The sequence below is a fragment of the Clostridium sp. FP2 genome, assembly GCF_011065955.2.
Classification (GTDB): Bacteria; Bacillota; Clostridia; order Clostridiales; family Clostridiaceae; genus Clostridium_AD; species Clostridium_AD tagluense.
This window is the reverse complement of the sequence record NZ_JAAMNI020000001.1, coordinates 4,036,023-4,059,434: the sequence shown is the minus strand read 5'-3', so window position 1 is coordinate 4,059,434 and position 23,412 is coordinate 4,036,023. Positions and strand designations below refer to the sequence as shown.

General features: G+C 30.9%; 22 protein-coding genes. 17 read left to right on the top strand and 5 right to left on the bottom strand.

The genetic code is table 11. The features are described 5' to 3' along the window. Window positions 1-66 precede the first annotated feature (66 nt). From G9F71_RS19340 to G9F71_RS19280, 13 genes are all read left to right on the top strand, one after another. Window positions 67-1,269, top strand: coding sequence for a DNA polymerase IV (locus G9F71_RS19340; RefSeq protein WP_164950500.1), 1,203 nt, complete (start codon window positions 67-69; stop codon window positions 1,267-1,269). An 89-nt stretch (window positions 1,270-1,358) separates the two neighbouring features. After that, entirely contained in the window at window positions 1,359-2,222 is an 864-nt protein-coding gene (locus G9F71_RS19335; RefSeq protein ID WP_164950499.1) for a hypothetical protein, read from the top strand. Between the two features lie 91 nt (window positions 2,223-2,313). Then, complete coding sequence (locus G9F71_RS19330) at window positions 2,314-3,666, top strand: CCA tRNA nucleotidyltransferase (RefSeq protein ID WP_411956141.1); 1,353 nt, start codon at window positions 2,314-2,316, stop codon at window positions 3,664-3,666. A gap of 154 nt (window positions 3,667-3,820) precedes the next feature. Then, window positions 3,821-4,141 (top strand): PEP-utilizing enzyme, encoded by a 321-nt coding sequence (locus tag G9F71_RS19325; protein ID WP_164950497.1) that lies wholly within the window; start codon window positions 3,821-3,823, stop codon window positions 4,139-4,141. 212 nt (window positions 4,142-4,353) lie between these two features. Further along, window positions 4,354-4,590: a DUF1292 domain-containing protein gene (locus G9F71_RS19320; protein WP_164950496.1), complete on the top strand. Its 237-nt coding sequence runs from the start codon at window positions 4,354-4,356 to the stop codon at window positions 4,588-4,590. 24 nt (window positions 4,591-4,614) lie between these two features. Further along, the gene (locus G9F71_RS19315) at window positions 4,615-4,791 is read left to right on the top strand and encodes a hypothetical protein (RefSeq protein ID WP_164950495.1); all 177 of its coding nucleotides are present in this window, start codon (window positions 4,615-4,617) and stop codon (window positions 4,789-4,791) included. 136 nt (window positions 4,792-4,927) lie between these two features. Continuing rightward, on the top strand, window positions 4,928-5,557 hold the full coding sequence (locus tag G9F71_RS19310) for an HD domain-containing protein (RefSeq protein WP_164950494.1): 630 nt from the start codon (window positions 4,928-4,930) through the stop codon (window positions 5,555-5,557). A gap of 364 nt (window positions 5,558-5,921) precedes the next feature. Continuing rightward, entirely contained in the window at window positions 5,922-6,791 is an 870-nt protein-coding gene (locus G9F71_RS19305; RefSeq protein ID WP_164950493.1) for a radical SAM protein, read from the top strand. 45 nt (window positions 6,792-6,836) lie between these two features. Continuing rightward, the gene (locus tag G9F71_RS19300; RefSeq protein WP_374197415.1) at window positions 6,837-7,835 is read left to right on the top strand and encodes a biotin--[acetyl-CoA-carboxylase] ligase; all 999 of its coding nucleotides are present in this window, start codon (window positions 6,837-6,839) and stop codon (window positions 7,833-7,835) included. 147 nt (window positions 7,836-7,982) lie between these two features. Continuing rightward, window positions 7,983-8,225, top strand: coding sequence for a DUF1292 domain-containing protein (locus G9F71_RS19295; RefSeq protein ID WP_164944623.1), 243 nt, complete (start codon window positions 7,983-7,985; stop codon window positions 8,223-8,225). A gap of 156 nt (window positions 8,226-8,381) precedes the next feature. Then, complete coding sequence (locus G9F71_RS19290) at window positions 8,382-8,873, top strand: UPF0158 family protein (protein ID WP_164950492.1); 492 nt, start codon at window positions 8,382-8,384, stop codon at window positions 8,871-8,873. 24 nt (window positions 8,874-8,897) lie between these two features. Beyond that, window positions 8,898-9,464, top strand: coding sequence for a glycerol-3-phosphate responsive antiterminator (locus G9F71_RS19285; RefSeq protein ID WP_164950491.1), 567 nt, complete (start codon window positions 8,898-8,900; stop codon window positions 9,462-9,464). A 64-nt stretch (window positions 9,465-9,528) separates the two neighbouring features. Next, the gene (locus G9F71_RS19280; protein ID WP_164950490.1) at window positions 9,529-10,233 is read left to right on the top strand and encodes an MgtC/SapB family protein; all 705 of its coding nucleotides are present in this window, start codon (window positions 9,529-9,531) and stop codon (window positions 10,231-10,233) included. Window positions 10,234-10,453: 220 nt separating this feature from the next. Here the strand turns inward: G9F71_RS19280 and G9F71_RS19275 are convergent, their stop codons facing one another. After that, the gene (locus G9F71_RS19275; RefSeq protein WP_125002773.1) at window positions 10,454-12,031 is read right to left on the bottom strand and encodes a DEAD/DEAH box helicase; all 1,578 of its coding nucleotides are present in this window, start codon (window positions 12,029-12,031) and stop codon (window positions 10,454-10,456) included. A 118-nt stretch (window positions 12,032-12,149) separates the two neighbouring features. Beyond that, window positions 12,150-12,674: a QueT transporter family protein gene (locus G9F71_RS19270; RefSeq protein ID WP_164950489.1), complete on the bottom strand. Its 525-nt coding sequence runs from the start codon at window positions 12,672-12,674 to the stop codon at window positions 12,150-12,152. A 392-nt stretch (window positions 12,675-13,066) separates the two neighbouring features. Here G9F71_RS19270 and G9F71_RS19265 point away from each other — a divergent pair, with 392 nt between their 5' ends. The 3 genes from G9F71_RS19265 to G9F71_RS19255 are packed head-to-tail and all read left to right on the top strand — an operon-like array spanning window position 13,067 to window position 16,403. Next, window positions 13,067-14,317 carry a M16 family metallopeptidase gene (locus tag G9F71_RS19265; RefSeq protein ID WP_164950488.1) on the top strand — a complete coding sequence of 417 codons (1,251 nt, stop codon included), beginning with the start codon at window positions 13,067-13,069 and terminating at the stop codon, window positions 14,315-14,317. Window positions 14,318-14,319: 2 nt separating this feature from the next. After that, window positions 14,320-15,177 (top strand): recombination regulator RecX, encoded by an 858-nt coding sequence (recX, locus tag G9F71_RS19260; RefSeq protein ID WP_164950487.1) that lies wholly within the window; start codon window positions 14,320-14,322, stop codon window positions 15,175-15,177. A 59-nt stretch (window positions 15,178-15,236) separates the two neighbouring features. Beyond that, a complete protein-coding gene (locus G9F71_RS19255) occupies window positions 15,237-16,403 on the top strand; it encodes a transglutaminase domain-containing protein (protein ID WP_164950486.1) in 1,167 nt (388 codons plus the stop codon). A gap of 32 nt (window positions 16,404-16,435) precedes the next feature. Here G9F71_RS19255 and G9F71_RS19250 read toward each other — a convergent pair whose 3' ends face one another. The 3 genes from G9F71_RS19250 to G9F71_RS19240 form a co-directional block, all read right to left on the bottom strand. Further along, window positions 16,436-16,792 carry a tetratricopeptide repeat protein gene (locus G9F71_RS19250; RefSeq protein ID WP_125002592.1) on the bottom strand — a complete coding sequence of 119 codons (357 nt, stop codon included), beginning with the start codon at window positions 16,790-16,792 and terminating at the stop codon, window positions 16,436-16,438. 222 nt (window positions 16,793-17,014) lie between these two features. Next, window positions 17,015-17,815 (bottom strand): ABC transporter permease, encoded by an 801-nt coding sequence (locus tag G9F71_RS19245; protein WP_125002590.1) that lies wholly within the window; start codon window positions 17,813-17,815, stop codon window positions 17,015-17,017. Continuing rightward, a complete protein-coding gene (locus tag G9F71_RS19240) occupies window positions 17,799-18,572 on the bottom strand; it encodes an ABC transporter ATP-binding protein (RefSeq protein ID WP_164950485.1) in 774 nt (257 codons plus the stop codon). The genes G9F71_RS19245 and G9F71_RS19240 overlap by 17 nt, the downstream gene beginning before the upstream one ends. Before the next feature lie 491 nt (window positions 18,573-19,063). Here G9F71_RS19240 and G9F71_RS19235 point away from each other — a divergent pair, with 491 nt between their 5' ends. Beyond that, a complete protein-coding gene (locus G9F71_RS19235) occupies window positions 19,064-23,344 on the top strand; it encodes a 2-hydroxyacyl-CoA dehydratase (protein WP_164950484.1) in 4,281 nt (1,426 codons plus the stop codon). Window positions 23,345-23,412 lie beyond the last annotated feature (68 nt).

Genomic DNA, 23,412 nt, shown 5'->3' with positions numbered 1-23,412 from the left:
TTTGTTCTGAAATTCTATATAATATATGTATGTATAAAATATTTATTTTATAAAGGATGAGATTAGATGGTTAAATTTAACGAGAAACTTATTTTTCATATAGATGTTAATTCAGCTTTTCTTTCTTGGAGCGCTGCAGATAAACTTATGCAAGGCGAAGAGGTTGATTTAAGAGAAATTGCCTCAGTAATAGGCGGGGATGAGCAGTCCAGAAGAGGAGTAGTACTGGCAAAATCTATGTTAGCTAAAAAAAATGGAATAATAACAGGGGAAAGTTTATTTAATGCAAGAAAGAAATGCAGAGACCTTGTAGTTATATCACCTGACTTTAGTTTATATGAAAGATGTAGTAGGAGTATGAGAGAAATTTTTAGTGATTATACACCTTATGTGGAGAAGTTCTCTATAGATGAGTGTTTTTTAGATGTAACAAGTTATAATACTTCAAAAGAAGCTGCACTTGCCTTGGCCTCTGAAATTAAGGATAGGATAAAGAGAGAATTAGGATTTACAGTGAATATTGGAATATCAGATGTTAAGCTTCTAGCTAAGATGGCATCTGATTTTGAAAAGCCTGATAAAATACATACACTTTTTAAAAATGAGATAGAAAAAAAATTGTGGAATTTGCAAGTAGGAGAACTATTCATGGTTGGAAAGAGGACTGTTCCTAGGCTTAATAATTTAAATATATTTACTATAGGGGATTTAGCTCAGTATGATGCTTCCATTTTAAAATATCACTTTAAAAGTAGTGGGTCTACTATGTGGAAATATGCAAATGGTATAGATAATTCGCAGGTTAAATGGAATAAATATGAATTAAAAGGAATAAGCAATTCCACTACATTATCGGAGGATATTAATAGTAAAGATGAAGCCTATAAAGTATTATTAACATTGGTAGAGCACACAGCAAGTAGATTAAGAAATATAAAAAAGTGCTCCTATTGCATTTGTGTAACTATAAGAAATCAGGAATTTAATGATTATTCTCGCAGTAAAACTTTAAACAATGCTACTGATTCAACTCAGGAAATACTAGAAACTGTTAAAAAGCTTTTTGATGAATTATGGAAGGGAGAACCAATAAGATTACTAGGAGTTTCTCTTAACAATTTATGTGAGGATAATTTTAAGCAAACATCAATTTTCGATACGGATAATGCTCGTGATGAAAAACAAAGATCAATAGATAAAACTATGGATAGCCTGAGACATAAGTATGGTGAGACTATAGTTATGAAATCAGTATTTCTAAAAAAATAACTAAATTTATTGCAAGCTACTGTTCTAAATCATAAAAAAAGTAATATAAGATAGGTAAGAAGTACTATTTTGCGGAGGGCGTAAGAGGCATGGACAATAGAGCATTGATACCACTATACCTTAATGGAGATATGATAAATAATTTATATACCATTGTAATACAAGAGTTTGCAGAAATTAAAAGTGAAACCACTAGAAAGCAATTAACTATTAGTACAATTACACCTTTATATGAACTTACTTGTGGTAAGATAATGCAAGGTGACTTAAATGTTCAACTTGTTAATGAATTCTCGTCGCAGAGAATTGAAGAAAGAATCTCAATTGTAATAACAATATTATCAAGACTAAAAAACATACTAAATGATCAAAGTATGTTAAAAATTATAAATAATGATAATGATGTAAAGAATATAGTAGAATTTGATTTTGTTCAATTTACGGGGCAATTATATAAAAATCCAGTTATAGAGTATATAGAAGATATAATAAGAGTGATGGAAATGCAATTGGCTTTTTCACCTGAAAATATAGGTAGCGCTGATGAAAGTAATGAAAATAAAGTTAAGACCCAAGTTTTAAAAATTCTGAAACAGGATATGGAAAACTGTAAAAAAGAAAAATGTTTAAAATTTATTAGTAGTAGCATAGGCACTAGTAGTACTAAGTTTATAGTGCCTTTAGAAATAAAATATATGGCAGATAATTTAGATTATATTCAAGGTGCTAAGATCACTGTGCTTGGTAAAGTGGTAAGGATATCAAAGGAAAATGAAAACAATAGCAATAGTTTGCTTAGTGGCACATATTTTGATTATTTAGATGAGGAATATTTTCAAGAATTTAAAAATAGATTTCTAAAAAATACAAATTTAATTAGGGATTATGATAAAAATCAAATAGAGATCAATGAACCTGTAATTGAAATTATACCTATAGCAATGTATATTTAGAACTTACCACATTTAAACGAAAAACAAATCAACTTTCTACAGTTGAGAGTAAAAGAAATTTTTTCAGACGAAAAAAATTAAATTATGCCTAATATTAAACGGAGGTATTATGTTTATACCAAATGATGTGAAAATGATTTTAGATACTTTAACAAGTAATGGATATGAAGCTTATATAGTGGGGGGAAGCATACGGGATTTTATAAATGGAATATTACTGCCTAAAGACTATGATATAGCCACTAATGCCCTGCCAGAGGATGTCATTAAACTATTTGATAAAACAGTACCTACAGGTATAAAACACGGCACTGTTACCGTTATGATAAGCTGTGAAGGATTTGAGGTTACAACATACAGAATAGATGGTGAATATCTGGACAATAGAAGGCCGGAGGGAGTTATCTTTGTTTCAAATTTAAAACAAGACTTGTCTAGACGCGATTTCACAATAAATGCCATGGCTTTTAATGAGCAGCAAGGTGTTATAGATTATTTTGGTGGTATAGAAGATTTAAATAATAAAACAATTAGAGCAGTAGGAGAGCCTAATAAAAGATTTCAAGAAGATGCACTAAGAATGCTTAGAGCGATTCGTTTTGCAGCTAGGTTAGATTTTGAAATAGAAGAAAAAACGCTTAAGGCTATAAGTGCTAATTCTAATCTTATATTAAATATAAGTAGTGAAAGAATTAGAGATGAACTATGCAAAATGATGGTATCTAATAGTTCAACAAAAGCATTAATGTTACTTGAGGAGACTAGGCTATTAGAGTTTATACTGCCAGAACTTCAAAAAACCGTAGGCTTTAATCAGAAAAATCCTCACCATGACAAGGATGTATTCCAGCATATTTTAGCAGTTGTAGAAAACTGCCCGGGGTCATTAAATTTAAGAATAGCAGGATTACTGCACGACATAGCTAAACCAGTTTGTTTTACTATGGATGAGGAAGGTATAGGTCATTTTTATGGTCATGATAAAAAAGGTGCTATACTATCGGAACAAATACTTAGGAGACTTAAATTTGATAATCAAAGTATAAGTAAAATCAGGATTTTAGTAAAGGAACATATGAATGTACTTACAAAACCAACAGATGCTTCTGTAAAACGTCTTATAAATAGAGTTGGTGTGGATTTAGTAGGTGACCTATTCGCATTGCAAAGGGCAGATGCGCTAGGTTCATATTTACCTGAAATTCGTTTAGCAGAAATTCATAAAATGGAAGAAAAAACATTGGCTATTTTAGAATCTAAAGTTCCAATATCTATAAAAGATCTTGCAGTAAAGGGGGAAGATTTAATTAGTGAGTTTTCTCTTAAACCAAGTAAAGAAATAGGTGTTATGCTTAAATTTCTTTTGGATAAGGTATTAGAAAATCCGGAATTAAATAGCAAAAAGGAACTTTTAGCTATGATTTATGATGAATATATGGAGTGAAAATTGAAGATTGTTTTATTCTCCCTCAGACTTAGTTTGGGGGGATTTTCTTTAGGTGATGCAAAAAAATATCTAGAACTAAGTGGATTTGTATAATAAATGTTAAAAACTTACAAATTGATAAGATTGTAAAATGAAATGGGGGGATTTGATTATGTTATCAATGTTATTAGATTTAGGTATAACAAACAAGAATAAATATGGTACCAAAGCAAGTGCATTAGGGGAGTTAATGAAAAGCGGAGTACAAGTTCCAAATGGATTTGCATTGTCTTCGGAGTTTGAGCCTATAGTTAATCATGTAAAGGGTGTCATTGTAGAGTCTGGTTCACCTTTTGATCATTTGGGAATTCTTGCAAGAGAAATGAATATACCAGTTATATATAATGTTAAAAATGCAATGAGTATTCTTAAAGAGGGAGATGAAGCTTTGTTAGATGGGTTTGTAGGTGAAGTTAAAATAATAAAAAAGTGATTTGTATTGTTTATAACTTAGTAAACACATTTTGGCGATGTCCTTGTATAACTTGTATAGTTGAACCAAGGAAAATCTTGTGCTTAGTTATTATAAAAGTTTAGTATAAAACCCTCACTTAGGCGCAACCTAATAAGGTACATGAAAATAAATAAAGATACCTTATAGTTTTTTATTTATTTTCATTTGCTTAAGCGAAAGGAGGTATTTACATGAAACCTAATGAAACAATTACTGTACTAAATGAATATGGCAAGAAAGTAGATTTAGAATTGATTGATGCTATTAAAATGGATGGAAATGAATATGTAATAGTTGGCCCCAAGGATTCCGATGAGGCTTATGCTTACAGGTCAGTTGTAGTTAATGGGGAAACAGAATATATGTCCATAGGCCTTGGAGCTGAGTTTAAAAAAGTATTAGACAAGTATAATGAGCACGAAGCTTAGTAATAATTTGTAGGAGGTTTTTATATGAAGGACCGCGAAGAAGCTAAAAAGGAAAATCTGCGTGATTATATTAAAAAAGACACAAAGTCGAAAAATGCACATTCTAAAAATCAAATAATTCAATCTGTTGAAGAAAGTGCAATTAATGAAAGCGTTTTTGAAACTAAAAAAAGCGAATATTATGGAGCTAAGTCAGAATAACTAATAGAAATATATCAAAATAAAAGATGCAGGTGTTTATTATCTAAAATATGATAATAAACATCTGTTATTTTTGTTATAATATAATAATAGAAGATTATACAAATAAGAATAATAAAAAGAAGGGAATTAGCATATGAAGAAAATGTTTGAAGAATTTGAAAAGCATTTAATGGAAGACGAGAAGCCTTCTATATATTTCAATAAAATAATAAGTAATGAGAGCATATTTACTGAATATCCCTATACATTATTGAGTTCATTAGTAGAAACTGATCAATCTCCAGAGCATCATCCAGAAGGAAATGTATGGATACATACAATGCTCGTGATAGATAATGCAGCAAAGGTAAAAGGATTAAGCGAAAATCCAAGAGCATTTATGTGGGGTGCATTATTACATGATTTGGGGAAAGCACCTACTACAAAAATTAGAAAAGGCAAAATAACATCTTATGACCATGACACGGTTGGCGCAGATCTTTGTAGAAAATTTCTTGGAACATTTACAGAGGAGGAAGAATTTATTAAGCGAGTTACAGCCTTAGTTAGGTGGCATATGCAAACTCTATTTGTAATTAAAGATTTACCTTTCGGGGATGTTAAAGGCATGGCGCAAGAAATATCCATTAAAGAAATTGCACTGTTATCAGAGTGTGATAGACTTGGTAGGGGTGAAATTAGTAAGATTAAAATCAAAGAGGAGAAGGAGAATATTAAAGCTTTTATCCGCAAGTGTGAGGAGCATTTATCATCTTCCAAGTAGTTTAATAAATAAAAGTATATATTGTTACAACTGCATTCATGTCGCCAAGTAATTCTACAATTTATTTTGTTATAGCTACTAAAAAACGCAAACTCGCTGACGCTCAAACATGCGTTTTTCTTAACGTAGCTATAACAAAATAAATTATGAATTACTAAGGCTTATTCAAATGCACTTTACACAATATATACTTTCATTACTAAATCTTAAATTTAAAAAACTACTAAGACGCATCTATAAAGGCTAATTTTCTATAAAAGCATATGGTATAGTAATAAAAGAATCAACAAAAATATTCATGGAGTACAAAAGAAACCCATAGGCCGGTGGCTATGAGGAGAATTAGACAATTGGAGATGATTAGGTGAGATATGAAGGTGTAGTATATAGACCACCCAGTGAGGCACATAGTCTTATAGTACAAGTTACTATTGGATGTTCACATAATGGGTGTAGCTTTTGTGGGATGTACAAAGAAAAGAAGTTTAGAATACGTGATTTAAAAGAGATTATAGAGGATTTGGAGCAGGCTAAATTAAACTATGGACTAATTAAAAAGATATTTCTAGGGGATGGAGATGCGCTAGTCCTTGAAACTAATAAATTAAAATCTGTATTATCAAAAATAAGAGAATTATTTCCTGAGTGTGAAAGAGTGGGCATTTATGGAACATCTAATGATATTTTATTAAAATCGCTAGATGAACTTAGAGAGCTTAAAGAGTTTGGCCTTGGCATTGTGTATCTAGGTGTTGAATCTGGAAGTAATGAAATATTAAAAAGTATAAATAAGGGAGTAACTGCAGGCGAGATGATCATGGCAGGACGCAAGGTTAAAGAAAGTGGAATAAAGTTATCTGCTACACTGATTTCAGGAATAGGAGGCAGGGCAAAAATAAGAGAGCATGCAATAGAATCCGCAAAACTTATAAGTGCTATAAACCCAGATTATTTAGGGCTTTTAACTTTAATGTTAGAAAGTGGAACTCCTATATATGAAGATGCGCAAAAAGGTGTTTTTCATATATTAACGCCAGAAGAAATAATGTATGAGACAAGAGAATTTTTGCAAAATGTAGAAGTTGATGGTTGTGTTTTTAGAAGCAATCATGCTTCAAATTACATGGCACTTTCGGGAATATTGCCAGGAGATAAAAATCAGCTATTACAAGATATTGACCTTGCACTAAAAGGTGAATACAGATATAAGCAAGAAGAATACAGAAGACTATAAAATGATTTAAATATCTTACTCATGTTTTGGTAAAATAAAAAGGGGGTGGACATTACGAAGGAGAAAATTATTAAGCTACTTAAGGAAAGTGGAAATGATTTTATATCAGGACAAAAAATCAGTGAAGAGCTCGGAGTTAGTCGTGCTGCTATATGGAAATATATAAATACAATTAAAGAAGATGGCTACGAAATTGAAGCAATTTCAAGAAAAGGGTATAGGATAATATCCTCACCAGATATACTTACCTTGGAGGAAATTAAAGACTTTCTAAGTACAGAGTACATAGGTAAAAATGTAATTCACTATGATTCTATAGGCTCAACCAATTCTATTGCTAAAAAATTAGCAGATGCCGGAGAAGAACATGGCACAGTTATAATAAGTGAGGAGCAAACCACGGGCCGTGGACGGCTAGGACGAAATTGGATATCTCCTAAATATAAGGGTATATGGATGTCAATAATACTTAGACCAAACATAGTCACAGAAAATATATCTCAAATAACTTTAATTGGAGCAGCTGCTGTTCAACAGGCCATAATGAAAATGGGCATTAAAACTAGTATTAAATGGCCTAATGATATAGTAATTAATAGTAGAAAAGTATGTGGTATATTAACAGAAATGACTGGAGAAATAGACCATATTAACTACCTAGTTATGGGCATTGGTATAAATGTAAATTTGGAAGAAAAAGATATACCAATGGATTTAAAAAGTGTGGCTACTTCACTTACAATAGAGACTGACAAATATATAGATAGGAAGCTTTTGCTTGCAAATGTATTAAACATTTTTGAAGTACTATATAATGATTTTGTGGAAAATGGAAATGTATCCGAAACTATGAAAATTTGTAGAGAAAATTCCTTGCTTATAGGGAAAGAAATCCAATTGAAAAATAGAGGAAAACAAGTAAAAGCTAAGGTAATAGATATAAGTGATAGTGGAGAATTAGTTATTGAGAATCAACAAGGAATTACAGAATATATTGTTTCAGGGGAAGTTTCTATAAGTGGAATTTATGGATATAGTGAATGAATATATGTCAGGATATCTGAAATAAAATAGACTAACACACTTTAAGTATGATTAAGTTTAAAATGTTGTTAAAATCTAATTTTCATATAGACATATTAGTTAGATTAACGGTATAATATGAGTATTAAGTTTGAAAGGAGAATGTTTATGGAAGAAAATAAAATTATATCAATGATGGATGAAGATGGAGAAAAGGTCGATTTTGAATTAGTAGAAATCATTGAATTAGATGAAAATAGATATGCGCTATTAGCTCCTATAGGAGATGAAGAGGATGCTTTTGTCTATAAAATCACAACAGTAAATGATAAAGAGGAATATAATGCAGTAGAAGATGAGGAAGAGTTTGAAAGAGTACTAGAAGAATACGAATCAACTTTTGATGAGTAAATAATTTACCAATAAACCTTAAGAGGCTATTGGTCAAAACCCAATAAACTGTAAGGTTTATTGGGTTTTAGTTTATGAATAATAGATATATGCATATGAAAATACATTGGTATATTGATTTATTCCAATGTATTTTAAATATTAGGAGGTAAAATTTTGAAAATAATAGATATTGATATAGAAGCACTTATAGAAACGATTTCACAGGAAGATGACAATTTAGGAAAAAGTTTTTTAGACACATATACTGGTGAGGTTATATATATTCCAACAGAGGTTAGTTTAGCTTTAGAAAAGGGAACTTTAAAAGAGGATATCTTTGATAATTGGTTAAAAGAATTTGTTAGTGTAGCCATACTTATTAGTGAAGATACGGTTAATAGATACTTAAATACTCCTCTTCTAGATGAAGATTTTTATACAAGCACAATGAATAAATATGTTAATAGTGTAGCTCATGATTCAGATTTAAAGCAAGAATTACGCAAGGTATTAAATGGTAAAGAACCTATTAAAAAATTTAAACACGTTTTAATGGATAAACCAAATAAAACAGAAGAATGGTATAAATATGAAGATAATTGTATAAATGAATTTGCTAGGACATGGTTAAAGTCAATTGGCATTGAGCTAAAGTACCTAAATTAAATTATGATAATAGGAGTGAGAAATGTGGAAAATGAATTTTATAATAAAATTCGAGAAAATCCAGTAATTGCAGCGGTAAATAATTTGGAAAAGTTAGATAAGGCCATAGAATCCCCCTGCGAAATTATTTTCTTGCTTACAGGAAGTATTTTTAATTTAAAAGAGATTGTTAATCGTATAAAAACACAGGGTAAACATGTATATGTACATTTGGATTTAATTGAAGGTTTCTCAAGAAATGTTTGTGCTTTAAAATATATAAATGAAAACATTGTTCCAGACGGAATTATAACTACTAAAAGTAGCCTTATTAGAGCTGCGAAGGAAATGGGTTTATTTTCAATACAAAGACTTTTCATGTTGGATGCATTGTCACTGGAAAGTGGCATTAGTTCTATTAAAACCATAAGACCTGATGCTGTAGAAATATTACCTGGAATTATGCCAAGAGTAACAAAGATAATTAGTACAGAAGTAAATATTCCTATAATTACTGGTGGGCTAATTTCAGATAAGGAAGATGTAATTGCTAGTATTAAAGCAGGGGCTATTGGAGTCTCTACAAGCAAAGAGGAAATCTGGTATATGTAAAATATGCATATATCAGATTTTAATTAATTATAATAGGATATGACGAATTTTTGGAGGTACTTACATGTTAGCATATGAAGTAGCAATAAGGCTTGCCCTTGCAGTTATAGTTGGTGGCTTAATTGGATATGAGAGAGAATTCAAAAATAGACCAGCTGGTTTTAGAACACATATTCTAGTATGCTTAGGTGCTGCCGTTACCTCAATGATACAATTATATTCAATTCAAGATGCAACCAATATGATAATTCAGCATCCAGAACTCCAAAATGCTTTAAAAGCAGATATTGGGAGACTGGGGGCACAAGTTATAACTGGAGTTGGATTTTTAGGGGCAGGGACTATTATACATGAGAAGGGATCCGTGAAAGGGCTTACTACGGCAGCTAGTATATGGACAGTGGCATGTATTGGGCTTGCAGTTGGACTAGGTTATTACACTTTAACTATACTAGCAACTATATGTGTTTTTATAGTATTAGTATTTTTTAAGACCTTTGAAGCTAAGCTTTTTAAGAATATAAATATTCTGAAAATTGAAATTCAATATAGTAATAAGAAAAATATGGTAGAGAAATTAGCGCAGTACTTTGATGATATGGGAATAAAAGTTAAGACTATAGATTTTTCTATTGAGGATGAGGATGAAAACGCAGATTATAGCACAACAATTTACACGATTTTAGCACCAAGACATATTAAGAGCAATAAAATTGTACAAAGATTATGTACTTTTGAAGAAATATATAAGGCAAATATGGTAGAATAAAAATAGTCATTTAGATATTATATATATTAGAAATACCTCAATTAATAAGATAAAAATTAGTGTATAAAGTAATTTTTTAAATTTATTCATAATTATCACCCCATTTATATTGTATGTTAAAGGGAGTGATAAAATAATTAAAGGCAAAAAATATGTTTTGAAATTTTCAAAATAAAAGAGAGACCTTATAAAATAAGGTCTCTCTTTTGGGTTAAGAAATCTATCTTCTAGATTTAGCAACCTCAATATTTACTTTTCTACTATTTAACTTCTTACCAGAACTATTGTTTAGTATAGCATCAACTAGGTTTGAAGGTACATCTAAAAATGAGAATTTATCTAAAATATCAATACGGCCAAGTTCATTTTTGTTAATATTAGCTGTCTCGCATAAGAAAGATATAATATCTTTAGTCATAACTTCATCCATTCTTCCGATAGAAAGGAATAGTCTAACATTATCTGTTACTAGTGTTGTTGTTGTTGTATCATCTGAATAGTTGTAGTTAACTTCTTTATCAAATATAATTTTTATTAGAGAAGCAGCTACGTCTTCAGCACCAAATTCTTTTATAAGATTTTTTCCAAGTGGAAGGAAGTTCTCATATAAATTTTCTTCTAAAACTAATTTTATAGAATCTAAAATAGTTTCTGATTTTGCTGCAAAAATATCTGTTATAGTAGGGACAGTTTTTTTAGTGATTATACTTTTAGTATCACGTTCAATCTGTCTTATAGCAGATGCTTCTCGTCTTGTAATAAGACTATAAGCAGTACCCTCTTTACCAGCTCTACCAGTTCTTCCAATTCTATGGATATATGATTCACTATCTTGTGGTAAATCGTAATTTATTACATGAGTAACATTCTCAACATCTATTCCTCTTGCAGCTACATCTGTTGCAATTAAGTAATTTAAATTACCATCTTTGAATTTTTTTAGAGTGTTCATTCTTTGACTTTGTTTCATGTCTCCGTGCATACCTTCAACAGTATAACCTCTTGGTTGTAATGCATCAACTAATTCATCTACACCTTTTTTAGTTTTACAGAATAGTATACAAGTCTTAGGAGCATCTACATCAAGAATTCTACATAATGATTCAAATTTATTTTTTGGATTTACTTCGTAGTAATATTGCTTAATCTTAGAAACTGTTAAAGATTTCTTTTCTATTGCAATAATCTTTGTTTCAGGATGCATATATTTTTTAGACAATATTTTAATAGCTCTTGGCATAGTAGCTGAGAAAAGTAAAGTCTGTCTATCTTCACTTAAATTACTTATAATACTTTCAATATCTTCAATAAAGCCCATGTTTAACATTTCGTCAGCTTCATCTAAAACAAGAAACTTAGCATTGGCAAGTTTTAAAGTGCCTTTTCTAATATGGTCTAGTAATCTTCCTGGAGTTCCAACAACAATATCTACTCCTCTTTTTAGGGCAGATATTTGTCTATCGATAGATTGACCACCGTAGATTGGCAATATTTTAACTCTTTCATGTTTTGCAATACGTGAAAGTTCTTCAGCAACTTGAACAGCAAGTTCTCTTGTTGGAGACATTATTATTGCTTGAACTTTTCCATTTGATTTTTCCATTAAGCTTAAAATAGGTGCACCAAAGGCTAATGTTTTACCAGTTCCAGTTTGAGCTTGACCTATAATATCAAAGCCTTCCAATACAACTGGAATAGCCTTTGATTGGATATCAGATGGATATTCAAATTTTAAATCCTGTATAGCCTGTAGTACAGATTCGTTTAGTCCTAGTTCTTCAAATTTAAGTTTTTCAATTTTGTTCATTAAAATTCCTCTTTCTTCTCATAAAGTATCAAATACATCTCATATTATTAAGTATATACAGAATAACAAATATTAAACTAAAAAAGCAAAATAAAATTGCTTTTTTCAATTATTTAAAAAAATTCCTCAAAATTGAGTTCTTTTCAATAACATAAATAAGAGGTAATCCAATTCCATAACAGCAGACTAATTCTCCCCATGCAACTTGTAGCATACAAAGTAGAAGGGGCATGTCTTGAAAATATAAAAGCTTTAACATTATGCCTATAATAATGGCATTAACTACTACGGCTGGTAATGGAGCAAGTATTCTTTTGAATTTCAGTTTGCTTTTACCAATATAGTAAGTTGAAATCGCAGCTATAAATGTTGCGAGGGAACCGAAAATCATATCCATAATACCTAGTGGACTTATGATGTTAGAGACTATACAACCAATTACCAGCCCTGGAATAGAAAAAGATGCAAAGTAAGGTAGGATAGTAAGTCCTTCAGCAATACGATATTGAATAACTCCAAAGCTGAAAAACGACAAGCTTAGAGTCAAAGCTGCATAAATAGCAGCTACCATTGCTGCAAAAACAATTCTTCTTATTTTTACAGATATGGTTCCTTCATTTAATTTAATATTCATTTTTATGCCTCCGTAGTTTTGTTTTGAGACAGGATGGTTACGAACTGTCTATACGTATTCGACCCGAACTTTAATTCTACTATATAATTTAGGATTAGTCAAATATATTTATCTTATTGCATAGGGAATTTACTCTAGTTTTAAATTGTTATAAACTATATTGTCGCTAAGTTTATTTTAGGTATCTATGCAAAGTTCCAAACTAAAGTAAAAAAGAAATGAAAGAATTTATTTTTGCTACAATTAAGTGATAAAAGAATATTGATAAGAAAATAGTCTAAAATAGTTAAAAGTATGATATAGTTTATCTATGTATAATTTTATTTTTTGATTTCAGTAAATCACTCAAAATAAAAGTTTAATAACGCAGTTTTTGCTTAAAGGAGAATATTATGAGTAAAGAAATTTTTAATACAGAATTAACAGAATTAAGTAATGGTATTAATCTTATTACTATTAAAAAGGATAGTCAGATTTCAGCAATTCATGCTGGAGTAAATATAGGTTCATTTTATGAAGAAAAAAATGAAAAAGGAATAGCCCATTTTATAGAGCACATGCTTTTTAAGGGCACGGTTAGTAAAACTAACGAAAAATTAAATAGTGATTTGGAAAATCTAGGTGGGGAATATAATGCTTATACGGATTATAATTGTACAGTATATAGCGCTACAATTTTAAATGAAGAATTAGAGAATGCATTAGCATTGATTGGTGATATGCTCTTAAATTCAACCTTTCCAAAAGATGAAATTGAGAAGGAAAGGGGTGTAATACTGGCTGAAATTAGAACAATTAATGATGACATTGAAGACTTAAGCTTTAAGAGAGTTAATGAGATTGCATTTATTTATAGCCCACTTAGGGAGGATACTATTGGTAGTGAAAACATAATAAAAAAAGTTGCAAGAAAGCAACTTGTTGATTTTTATAATAGGTATTACGTGCCAAATAATACGTTTATATCTATTGTATCACCATTTGAACATGAGGACATAATAAATATGGTGAAGAAGTATCTTGGTAGTTGGACTAAAAAGAAATTTGAGAAGCGAAAAATAATGTATGAGCATCACCAATTTGTAAAAGAAATTTCATATAAAAAAGAAATTGAGCAAAGTACTATACTATATTTATATACTTTCAATGGGCTATCTAACGATGAGGAATTAGCACTTAGAATACTAAACTATAAATTCGGGGAAAGTTCTAATTCTATATTATTTAGAGAACTCCGAGAAAAAAGAGGCTTGTCCTATGATGTGTATACTCATTTAGATACTTCGAATAACGTTAAAACACTATATATTTATACATCGGTTTCAGAAGAAGATGTAGAAGAAGCAATAGACGTAATTGATTCTGCCATCCGGGACATTAAAAGTGAAAAAATAGTTTTTGATGATAATACCATAGCGTTAATGAAGAAAATATTAAAAACGGCTATAGCATCAACCTTAGAGGATTCTACGGATCTTGGCAATTATGTAATTCATCAGGCCATGGAAAATGAAGATATATATCAGTTTACTGAGGACATGAAAAACATGGGAAATATTAAAAGCGAAGACTTATATAGTATTTCTAGAAAAGTATTGCAAAAGCCAACAATTCACGTCTTTTTACCGGAAAAGAGAGGGTAGTTTTGAGTAGTATTATAACAAAAATTGAAATTCAAAAAAAAAATAAGGATAGAGTTAACATTTATATGAATGATGAATTCGCCTTTGCTTGTGATGCAGCACTTGTGTATATTCATAATATTACAAAAGGAGCGACCATTGAAAAAGAGGGGCTGCAAGATATAATTGATGAGGATAATTATATAAAGGGAAAAAATTGCGCTCTTCATTTTTTAGAAAGAAGTTTTAAGTCAGCTAAGCAAGTAGTAGATAAATTGACAATCAAAGAATTTGATATTAAAACCATAGATAGAGTAATGGAGTTTTTAAAGCAGTATGATTTTGTGGATGATAAGCGATTTGTTGACTTATTTATAAAAGAAAAAATTAAATCCACTGGGAAAAATAAAATTAAGTTTACATTACTAAAAAAATCTCTTCCAAAAGAATTAATTAAAGAAGCTCTTAACAAAATAACTTCGGAGGAGCAGTTACAAGTGGCTTTGCTACTCGGTGAAAGAAGAATGGCTACATTAGCTAAGAGTGAAAAAAATGCATTAAAACTCTATAAAAAAACATGGGATTATTTAGTTCGAAATGGATACGATTTTGGAATAGTAAACGAGGTTTTAGATAAAATAACTGAGAATGATAATAATGAGCAGCCTAGTGAAAAAGAACACTCTGAAGATAATTATGAAGAAGATTATAAAAAAATACAGGAACTTGCTAGTAAAAGATACAACATATTAATTAAGTCAGAGCCATCGAAAATAAAGCTATATAAAAAGCTGGGAGACTATCTTTTAAGGCGTGGCTATAAGTGGGATGAAATCAAAAAAGTGTTAGGAGATTTAATTAATGGTGTGGAGGATTTATAGGAGAGTGGCGGATTGCAACTTCGCTCACAATTGCATAATAACGAAAGAGGGTGGTAGAGTTGTTTAGGGAGCCTGTGACTTTAATTTTACTATTGCTTTTTATATATCCAGTAATTAAAGGGTTTATATTTAAATTTTCTTCTGAAAATTTAAAAGGATCTATTCAGGGAGCTTTTCAAAGTATTTCTTTTTTAAGTGCACTATTTTTAGGTATTTATTACACCAAAAAAATCTTTATTCAGCATAATGAGGGTATTTATGAAAAAATATACAAAAACATACCTTTAGACGCTATAGATTTTATTAATAATAAACCACTAGTAATTTATGTATTATTGATGCCACTTGTGGTGCTAATAATTTATACAGTCATAAATTTTGTTATTAATCTTATTAGTCACATTACTATTTACCCTTTGTTTGATAGCATAGAAAATAAGTTGAAAAATAAAAGCGATATTTTTAAAAGAGTAGTAGGGGCGATATTTCAAGTACCCAAATCAATATGCTATGTAATTGTTATTACTTTGATGCTGAATTTTCTATCACTTCTTAAGATAACTGATGCATACAATAAATATTTAGAAGGATCACAATTGTATAATTATATATCCAAAGAGGTAGTTATTCCATTGACTAATTCAAAGCTTGCAAAACAACTTCCCAATATTGTTAATAACTCATTTAAAATTGTGGTAAAAGAAGCAAGTGCAAAGGATTCTAATGTACAAAATAAGCAAAAGGTTATAACTTATTATAATGGTGTTACCTTGGACCAAGGGGTGCAATCTAATGGTGAAATTGATAAGTTTGCAATTAAGCTGGTGCAAAATAAAAATGCAACAAGGGAAAAAGCAAAGCTTATATACAACTGGGTAGGTAGTGAAGTAGTTTATGATGATGCAAAGGCAAATAGGGTATTAAATAATGATTTAGAAGTGAAATCCGGAGCTGTTCCAACATTTGACTCCAAAAGTGGAATATGCTTTGACTATGCATGTTTATTTGTAGCTATGTGCAGGGCTAATAATATAAAGGTAAGAATTATAACCGGTCAGGGATTCAATGGTAATAATTGGGTTAGTCATGCTTGGAATCAAGTATATATAGAAGATGAAAACAAATGGATTAATGTAGATCCTACATTTTTAATTGGTGGGGACTATTTTGATAGTAAAAGATTTGTTATCGACCATAAAGAAGAGAGTATAGCTGGAGAATGGTAAAAATGATTTATTATAGGATAGCTCCCTGTGTTTTAGGGAGCTATTCTATAACTTTTTAATAATAAGTTAATGGCTTTTTCGCAATCTTCGTCTTCATTGTTTAGTGTCCAAGCGGTATTGAAGTAATATAATGCCTTTGGCTTGTTGAGACACATGGCATAGCAATAAGCTAAGTTGAAGAAATATTTGCTTTCTGGGCGTAGATCTATAGCACTATGAAATAAGGGTATTGCTTTTTCATATTCCTTTAGGTGAATAAAACATACTGCGCTATTATAAAGAGATCCCGCTTCATTGTCTTTCATTTCTGCAGCTTTTTTATATAGAGCGATTGCTCTGTTATAATCCTTAGTATTGTATATGTCGTTAGCCTTTTGAAAGTAGTCCATTATTTTCCTCCTTATAGTTCTCTAACGAGTTATAGTTCTCTAACAAGTTATAGATTTTTTACCCTAATGCACATAAGAATAAATGACAAGTCAAAGATGTAAAATAGACTAGCATACAGGGTGTTATTTATTTTAATGTTCCTAAATAATGATATTACTATTTTGCAAAGAATATTCCATATAAATACTACCCAAGGATTATAAATATATTCACTTAAAATTTTATTTATTTTTGCCTACTACTTTTCTTTCGATAAATGCAACCATTTCATACATGAGGTACGCTAAGAGGGAAAGTATGACTATACTCATCATTACCATGTCTAGCTGAGAAATTTGTCCACCAAAAATTATAAGAAAACCCAAACCGTTTTTAGCCACCAGGAATTCACCCATTATTACACCTACCCATGAGAGCCCTACATTGATTTTTAATGCGGAAATAAGAGCTCCGATGGATGCAGGAATAATTAGATTAATTAAGATTTGGAATTTAGAAGCTCCGAAGGTTTTTAAAAGCTTAATTTTATCTTCATCCACTTCTTTAAAGCCGCTTAGTATGCTTATTATAGTGACAACTATGGATATTAAAAGAGCAATTACTATTATTGCCTTTATTCCATTGCCTACCCAAAATATAATAATAGGTGCAAGAGCTACTTTAGGTAGTGCATTTAATACTATTAAGTAGGGATCCAAAACTCTTGAAACAAAATCTGACCACCATAAGAGAATTGCAATTAAAGCACCTAAAATTGTTCCAAGTACAAAACCTATTACTGTTTCAAAACAGGTTATAAAGATATTATATAGCAATGTACCCTCGCTATATAGTTGTATAAATGAGGCATACATTTTTGAAGGTGTGCTTGTTAAAAAAGAATCGATCCATTTTAATCTGCCAGCTATCTCCCATAAACTAAAAAAAGCAATTAGTATTACTAATCTCGTAAGAATAACAAGATATTTCTCTCTTTTTACACCTTTAATATAATTTTTGTGTTCATCACTTTGAATCAGCATTACAATTCATCACCTTCCAAATTTCATTGAAATAAACTCTAAAATTTGGAGCTTCTCTACGTTTTAAAGGAAGAGAAAAATTTTCTTCAAACTTAAGGTTTATGTTTTTAATAATTACAGCAGGGCGATTTGAAAGAATAATAATCTCATCTGACATAGAGATGGCTTCAGATATATCATGAGTTACCATTATAGTAGTCTTTTTTTCTTTTTTTATAATTTCATAAACTTCATCACTAATGTTTAATCTAGTTTGATAGTCTAGTGCGGAGAAAGGCTCATCTAAAAGAAGTACTTCAGGTTTTAGTGCTAAGGTACGAATTAGAGCAACCCTTTGACGCATACCTCCAGATAATTCTCTAGGATGATGATTTTTAAATTCCCAGAGATTATAGCGTGTTAAAAGATTTTTCACCATTTCCAAATTGTCATCAGTAATACAGTGGTTAATTTTAAGACCTAAAAGTACATTGTCCCATATAGTTAACCAATCAAATAATTGATCCTTTTGAAACATATATCCAATTTTTGAGAAGCTTGAACAATCATTACAATTTTTAATTGCGATTTCTCCATTAGAGGGATTAATTAAGCCTGCTATTATATTTAATAGTGTTGATTTACCACAGCCAGAAGGACCCACAATACTTAAAAAGTGACCTTCTTGCACAGTAAATGAGATATCCTTTAAAGCAGGAGTTTCTGAAACATGAGAATGGTAATTCATGGATATATTGTTAATCTCTACTTTAATCACTTTATCATCTCCTTGAAAGTTATACTTTAGTATATGAGTTTTAATAATGTATTGTTAACGACAATTCAGAAGGGAGGGTGCCTATTTTTATAAATAGGAGATATACTATAAATAAAGTTTGTGGGGGCTTTGAAATACTGTTACTATTAAGTTATAATATAATATAATTACATGTTAATTTTCTGTAAATGTAGTTGATATTTACAGAAATTTTGAATAATATGTAATGAATACGAATTATAATATGGAGGGGTATATTGCAGAAAATAAATTTAGTTTTTGAAGACTAAGGATATTGGTATAGGAACAATTAGGTTATTTAGTTAAATATTAAATAATTTAAAAAAATATGAAGATTGAATCCTATTGCATAAACATATATAATTAATTACTAGGTTAAAAATAAGAATAAGAATAAGAATAAGAATAAGAATAAGAATAAGAATAAGAATAAGAATAAATCCAAACTTGCGGGGAAAGAGAAGATAATTATGAAAAAAATATTAAATGTTGGATTAGATGTAGGATCTACTACTGTTAAGATAGTAGTACTAAATCAGCAGGAAAAAATAATATATAGTAAGTATCAGAGGCATTTTTCTGATATAAAAAGTACAATAGCTGACATGTTATATGAGGCTTATAATAATTTTAAAGATTGCAATATTACTATAATGGTGACAGGATCTGGTGGACTAGCTTTATCTAAGTGGCTGAATATTAAATTTATCCAAGAAGTAGTAGCTAGCACTTATGCCATAGAAAATATTATTCCAAGAACTAATGTGGCTATTGAGCTAGGTGGAGAAGATGCAAAGATTATTTATTTCGATGGAGGAATTGATCAAAGAATGAATGGTACATGCGCCGGCGGAACGGGTGCATTTATTGATCAGATGGCATCACTGCTTCAAACAGATGCCACAGGGCTTAATGAACTTGCAAAGGCCCACAAAACTATATATCCTATTGCAGCTAGATGTGGAGTTTTTGCAAAAACTGATATTCAACCCTTATTAAATGAAGGAGCTGCAAAAGAAGATATTGCAGTATCAGTTTTTCAGGCAGTAGTTAATCAAACAATTAGTGGACTTGCTTGTGGTAGACCAATTAAAGGTAATGTTGCATTTCTAGGTGGTCCATTATATTTTTTATCTGAACTACGACAAAGGTTCGTTGAAACTTTAAAATTAACAGAGGAAGAGATTATTTTTCCAAAGGATTCTCAGTTATTTGTTGCACTAGGTGCTGCTATGGCATCAAAGGATGAGTACCCTATTTCCTTTGAAGAATTAAATATGCAACTTCCAAAGCTTAAGGAGGCATCGGGGCAAGAAGTTCAAAGGCTTAGGCCACTATTTTTAGATGAGGAAGAGTTGCGAGTTTTTAATAAAAGGCAGAGTCAATATAAGGTAGCAAGAAAAGAATTAAAAAACTATAAAGGAGATTGCTTTTTGGGAATAGATGCAGGGTCTACTACTACTAAAGCTACACTCATAGATGAAGATGGTGCGCTTTTATACTCTTATTATGGAAGTAATGAAGGTAACCCATTAACTTTAGTTAGAAAAATATTGAAAAATATATATACTATTTTGCCAAAGGATGTAATTATTAGAAATTCAGCAGTAACAGGCTATGGTGAAGGATTAATAATGGCAGCATTAAAAGTAGACATTGGAGAAATTGAAACTATAGCTCATTACAAAGCAGCAGAATTTTTTCTGCCAGGAGCAGATTTTATATTAGACATTGGTGGACAAGATATGAAGTGTTTAAAAATAAAAGATGGTGTTATTGATAGTATAATGCTAAATGAAGCTTGTTCCTCTGGATGTGGATCTTTTATAGAAACCTTTGCTCATTCTTTAAACATGGAAATAGAAGAATTTGCAAATGTAGCTTTAAGTTCTAAAAGCCCGGTGGATCTGGGTTCAAGATGCACCGTGTTTATGAATTCAAGAGTAAAGCAGGTTCAAAAGGAAGGTGCTTCTGTAGGTGATATATCAGCAGGTCTTTCTTATTCAGTCATAAAAAATGCACTACTAAAGGTTATTAAAATAAGAGACCCAAAGGACATGGGCAAAAAAATAATTGTTCAAGGCGGAACCTTTTATAATGATGCAGTACTTAGGGCTTTTGAACTTATTTCAGGAAGAGAAGCAGTTAGACCAGATATTGCAGGTCTAATGGGTGCCTTTGGGGCTGCACTTATTGCAAAGGAAAGAACAGAGGAGGGGAAAACTTCTACATTATTAACACTTGAACAATTGGATAGCTTTAATGTAGAAACCTCAATGGGAAGATGCACGCAGTGCGCGAATAAATGTGTTCTTACTATTAATAAATTTGATAATAGTCGGGAATTTATATCTGGTAATCGCTGTGAAAAAGCACTAGGTCGCAGTGGTAAAAAAGAAGATATTCCTAATGTCTATGACTATAAATATAAAAGGATATTTAATTATATTCCACTAAAGAAGGATAGAGCATTTAGAGGTACAATAGGCATTCCAAGGGTACTTAACATATATGAAAATTACCCATTTTGGTTTACTTTCTTTACAGCCTTAGGATTTAGGGTAGAATTGTCCCAAAGATCATCTAAGCAGATATATGAAATGGGAATAGATACTATACCGTCAGAATCGGCTTGTTATCCTGCTAAAATAGTTCATGGACATATAATGAGTCTTATAAATAATGGGATAGACACTATATTCTATCCTTGTATTCCTTATGAAAAAAAGGAGCAACCGGGAGCAGACGATCATTATAACTGTCCAATCGTAACTTCATATCCTGAAGTAATAAAAAATAATATGGATATATTGAAGGAAAAAAATATTAGGTTTTTAAGTCCTTTTATTTCTTTAGACAATAACAAAAAATTAGTTAGTAGGTTAACTGATGAGTTAGCATGTTTTGCCATCCATAAAGATGAAATTGTGAAAGCTGCTGAAAAGGCATGGGCTGAAACTGAAAAGGTAAAATTGGATATTCAAAATAAGGGCGAGGAAGTAGTAGAATATATTAGGCGGACTGGAAAGAAAGGTATAGTTTTAGCTGGTAGGCCTTATCATATAGATCCAGAAATCAATCATGGTATACCTAGTGTAATAACTGATTTTGATATGCCTGTACTTACAGAGGATTCTGTGGCTCATTTAGGTATAGTTGAAAGACCTTTAAGAATAGTAGACCAGTGGGTATATCATTCTAGATTATATGCTGCAGCTAGTTTTGTAGCGTGCGAGCCAAATATTGAGCTTATTCAGCTAAATTCTTTTGGTTGTGGACTTGATGCAGTTACTTCGGACCAAGTTCAAGAGATTTTAGGCAGTAGTGGGAAGATATATACAACTTTAAAAATTGATGAAGGAAATAATTTGGGAGCAGCGAGGATTAGAATAAGGTCATTAAAGGCCGCACTTAATGAAAGGGATAAAAGTGGAATTTTGCCAAAAAAAGAGGGCGAGGTTCACAGTAGGGTTATATTCACTAAAGAAATGAGAAAAACACATACGCTTTTATCTCCACAAATGTCTCCAATACATTTTCAATTTGTACAGGAAGCTTTTAACTGCTCAGGATACAATTTAGAAATTTTACCTTCAGTAGATACTCAGGCTGTAGAAGAAGGCTTAAAGTATGTAAATAATGATGCTTGCTATCCAACAATAATTGTAGTGGGACAAATAATTGCTGCATTAAAATCAGGTAAATATGATATAGAAAATACCTCTGTTATAATTTCTCAAACTGGGGGAGGATGCAGAGCTACAAATTATATTGGATTCCTTAGGAAAGCATTAAAGGAAGCAGGATTCCCAAAAATTCCAGTAGTATCCTTAAATGCTGCTGGTCTTGAGTCAAACCCAGGTTTTAAATTTTCGCATTCATTGGTTAAAAAGTCAATAATGTCCTTGGTGTACGGAGATTTGCTAATGAGAGTACTCTACAAGGTTAGACCATACGAGCAGATACTTGGCTCAGCTAATTTACTTTATCAAAAATGGGTAAAAATATGTAAAGAGGCAGTAATAAGGGGTAAAAGCCAAGAGTTTAAAAACAATATTTCTTCTATAGTGGCTGATTTTGATAATTTAGAAGTTAAAAACATTAAAAAGCCTCAGATAGGGCTAGTAGGAGAGATTTTAGTTAAGTTCCACCCTACAGCTAACAATAACATTATAGATGTTATTGAAAATGAAGGCGGAGAGGCAGTTATGCCTGATTTAATAGATTTTTTCCTATACTGTGCTTTTGATGCTAAGTTTAAACACGAATATTTGGGCAAGAGCAAGAAGGATAAAATATTAAATAATATGGCAATCCGATATATAGAAAGTTTTAGAAAACATATGAAATTAGTGCTTGGCCATAGTAAAAGGTTTCACGCACCAAAAACTATATATGAATTGGCAGAGGGTGCAACACCTATTTTATCCTTGGGTAATCAAACAGGTGAAGGCTGGTTTTTGACTGGTGAAATGGTAGAGCTTATTGAAAGTGGTACAAAAAATATAGTGTGCATGCAACCTTTTGCTTGTCTTCCTAATCATGTGACAGGTAAAGGAATGATTAAAGAATTAAAAAGACGGTACCCAGGTGCAAATATAACTGCTATAGATTATGACCCAGGTGCTAGTGAAGTAAATCAAATTAATAGAATAAAGCTCATGATGTCTGTTGCTCTAAAAAATCTTGAGAATGAAGTAGAAGTTAAAGATGCTCACGAAGAAGTAGCTAGTGATAAAAAGATAGATTAAAAAAGGTATGAAATTTCGACTGCGTGCCTTGCAACAGAACTCAAAACTTGAAATTTGATTAAGAAATT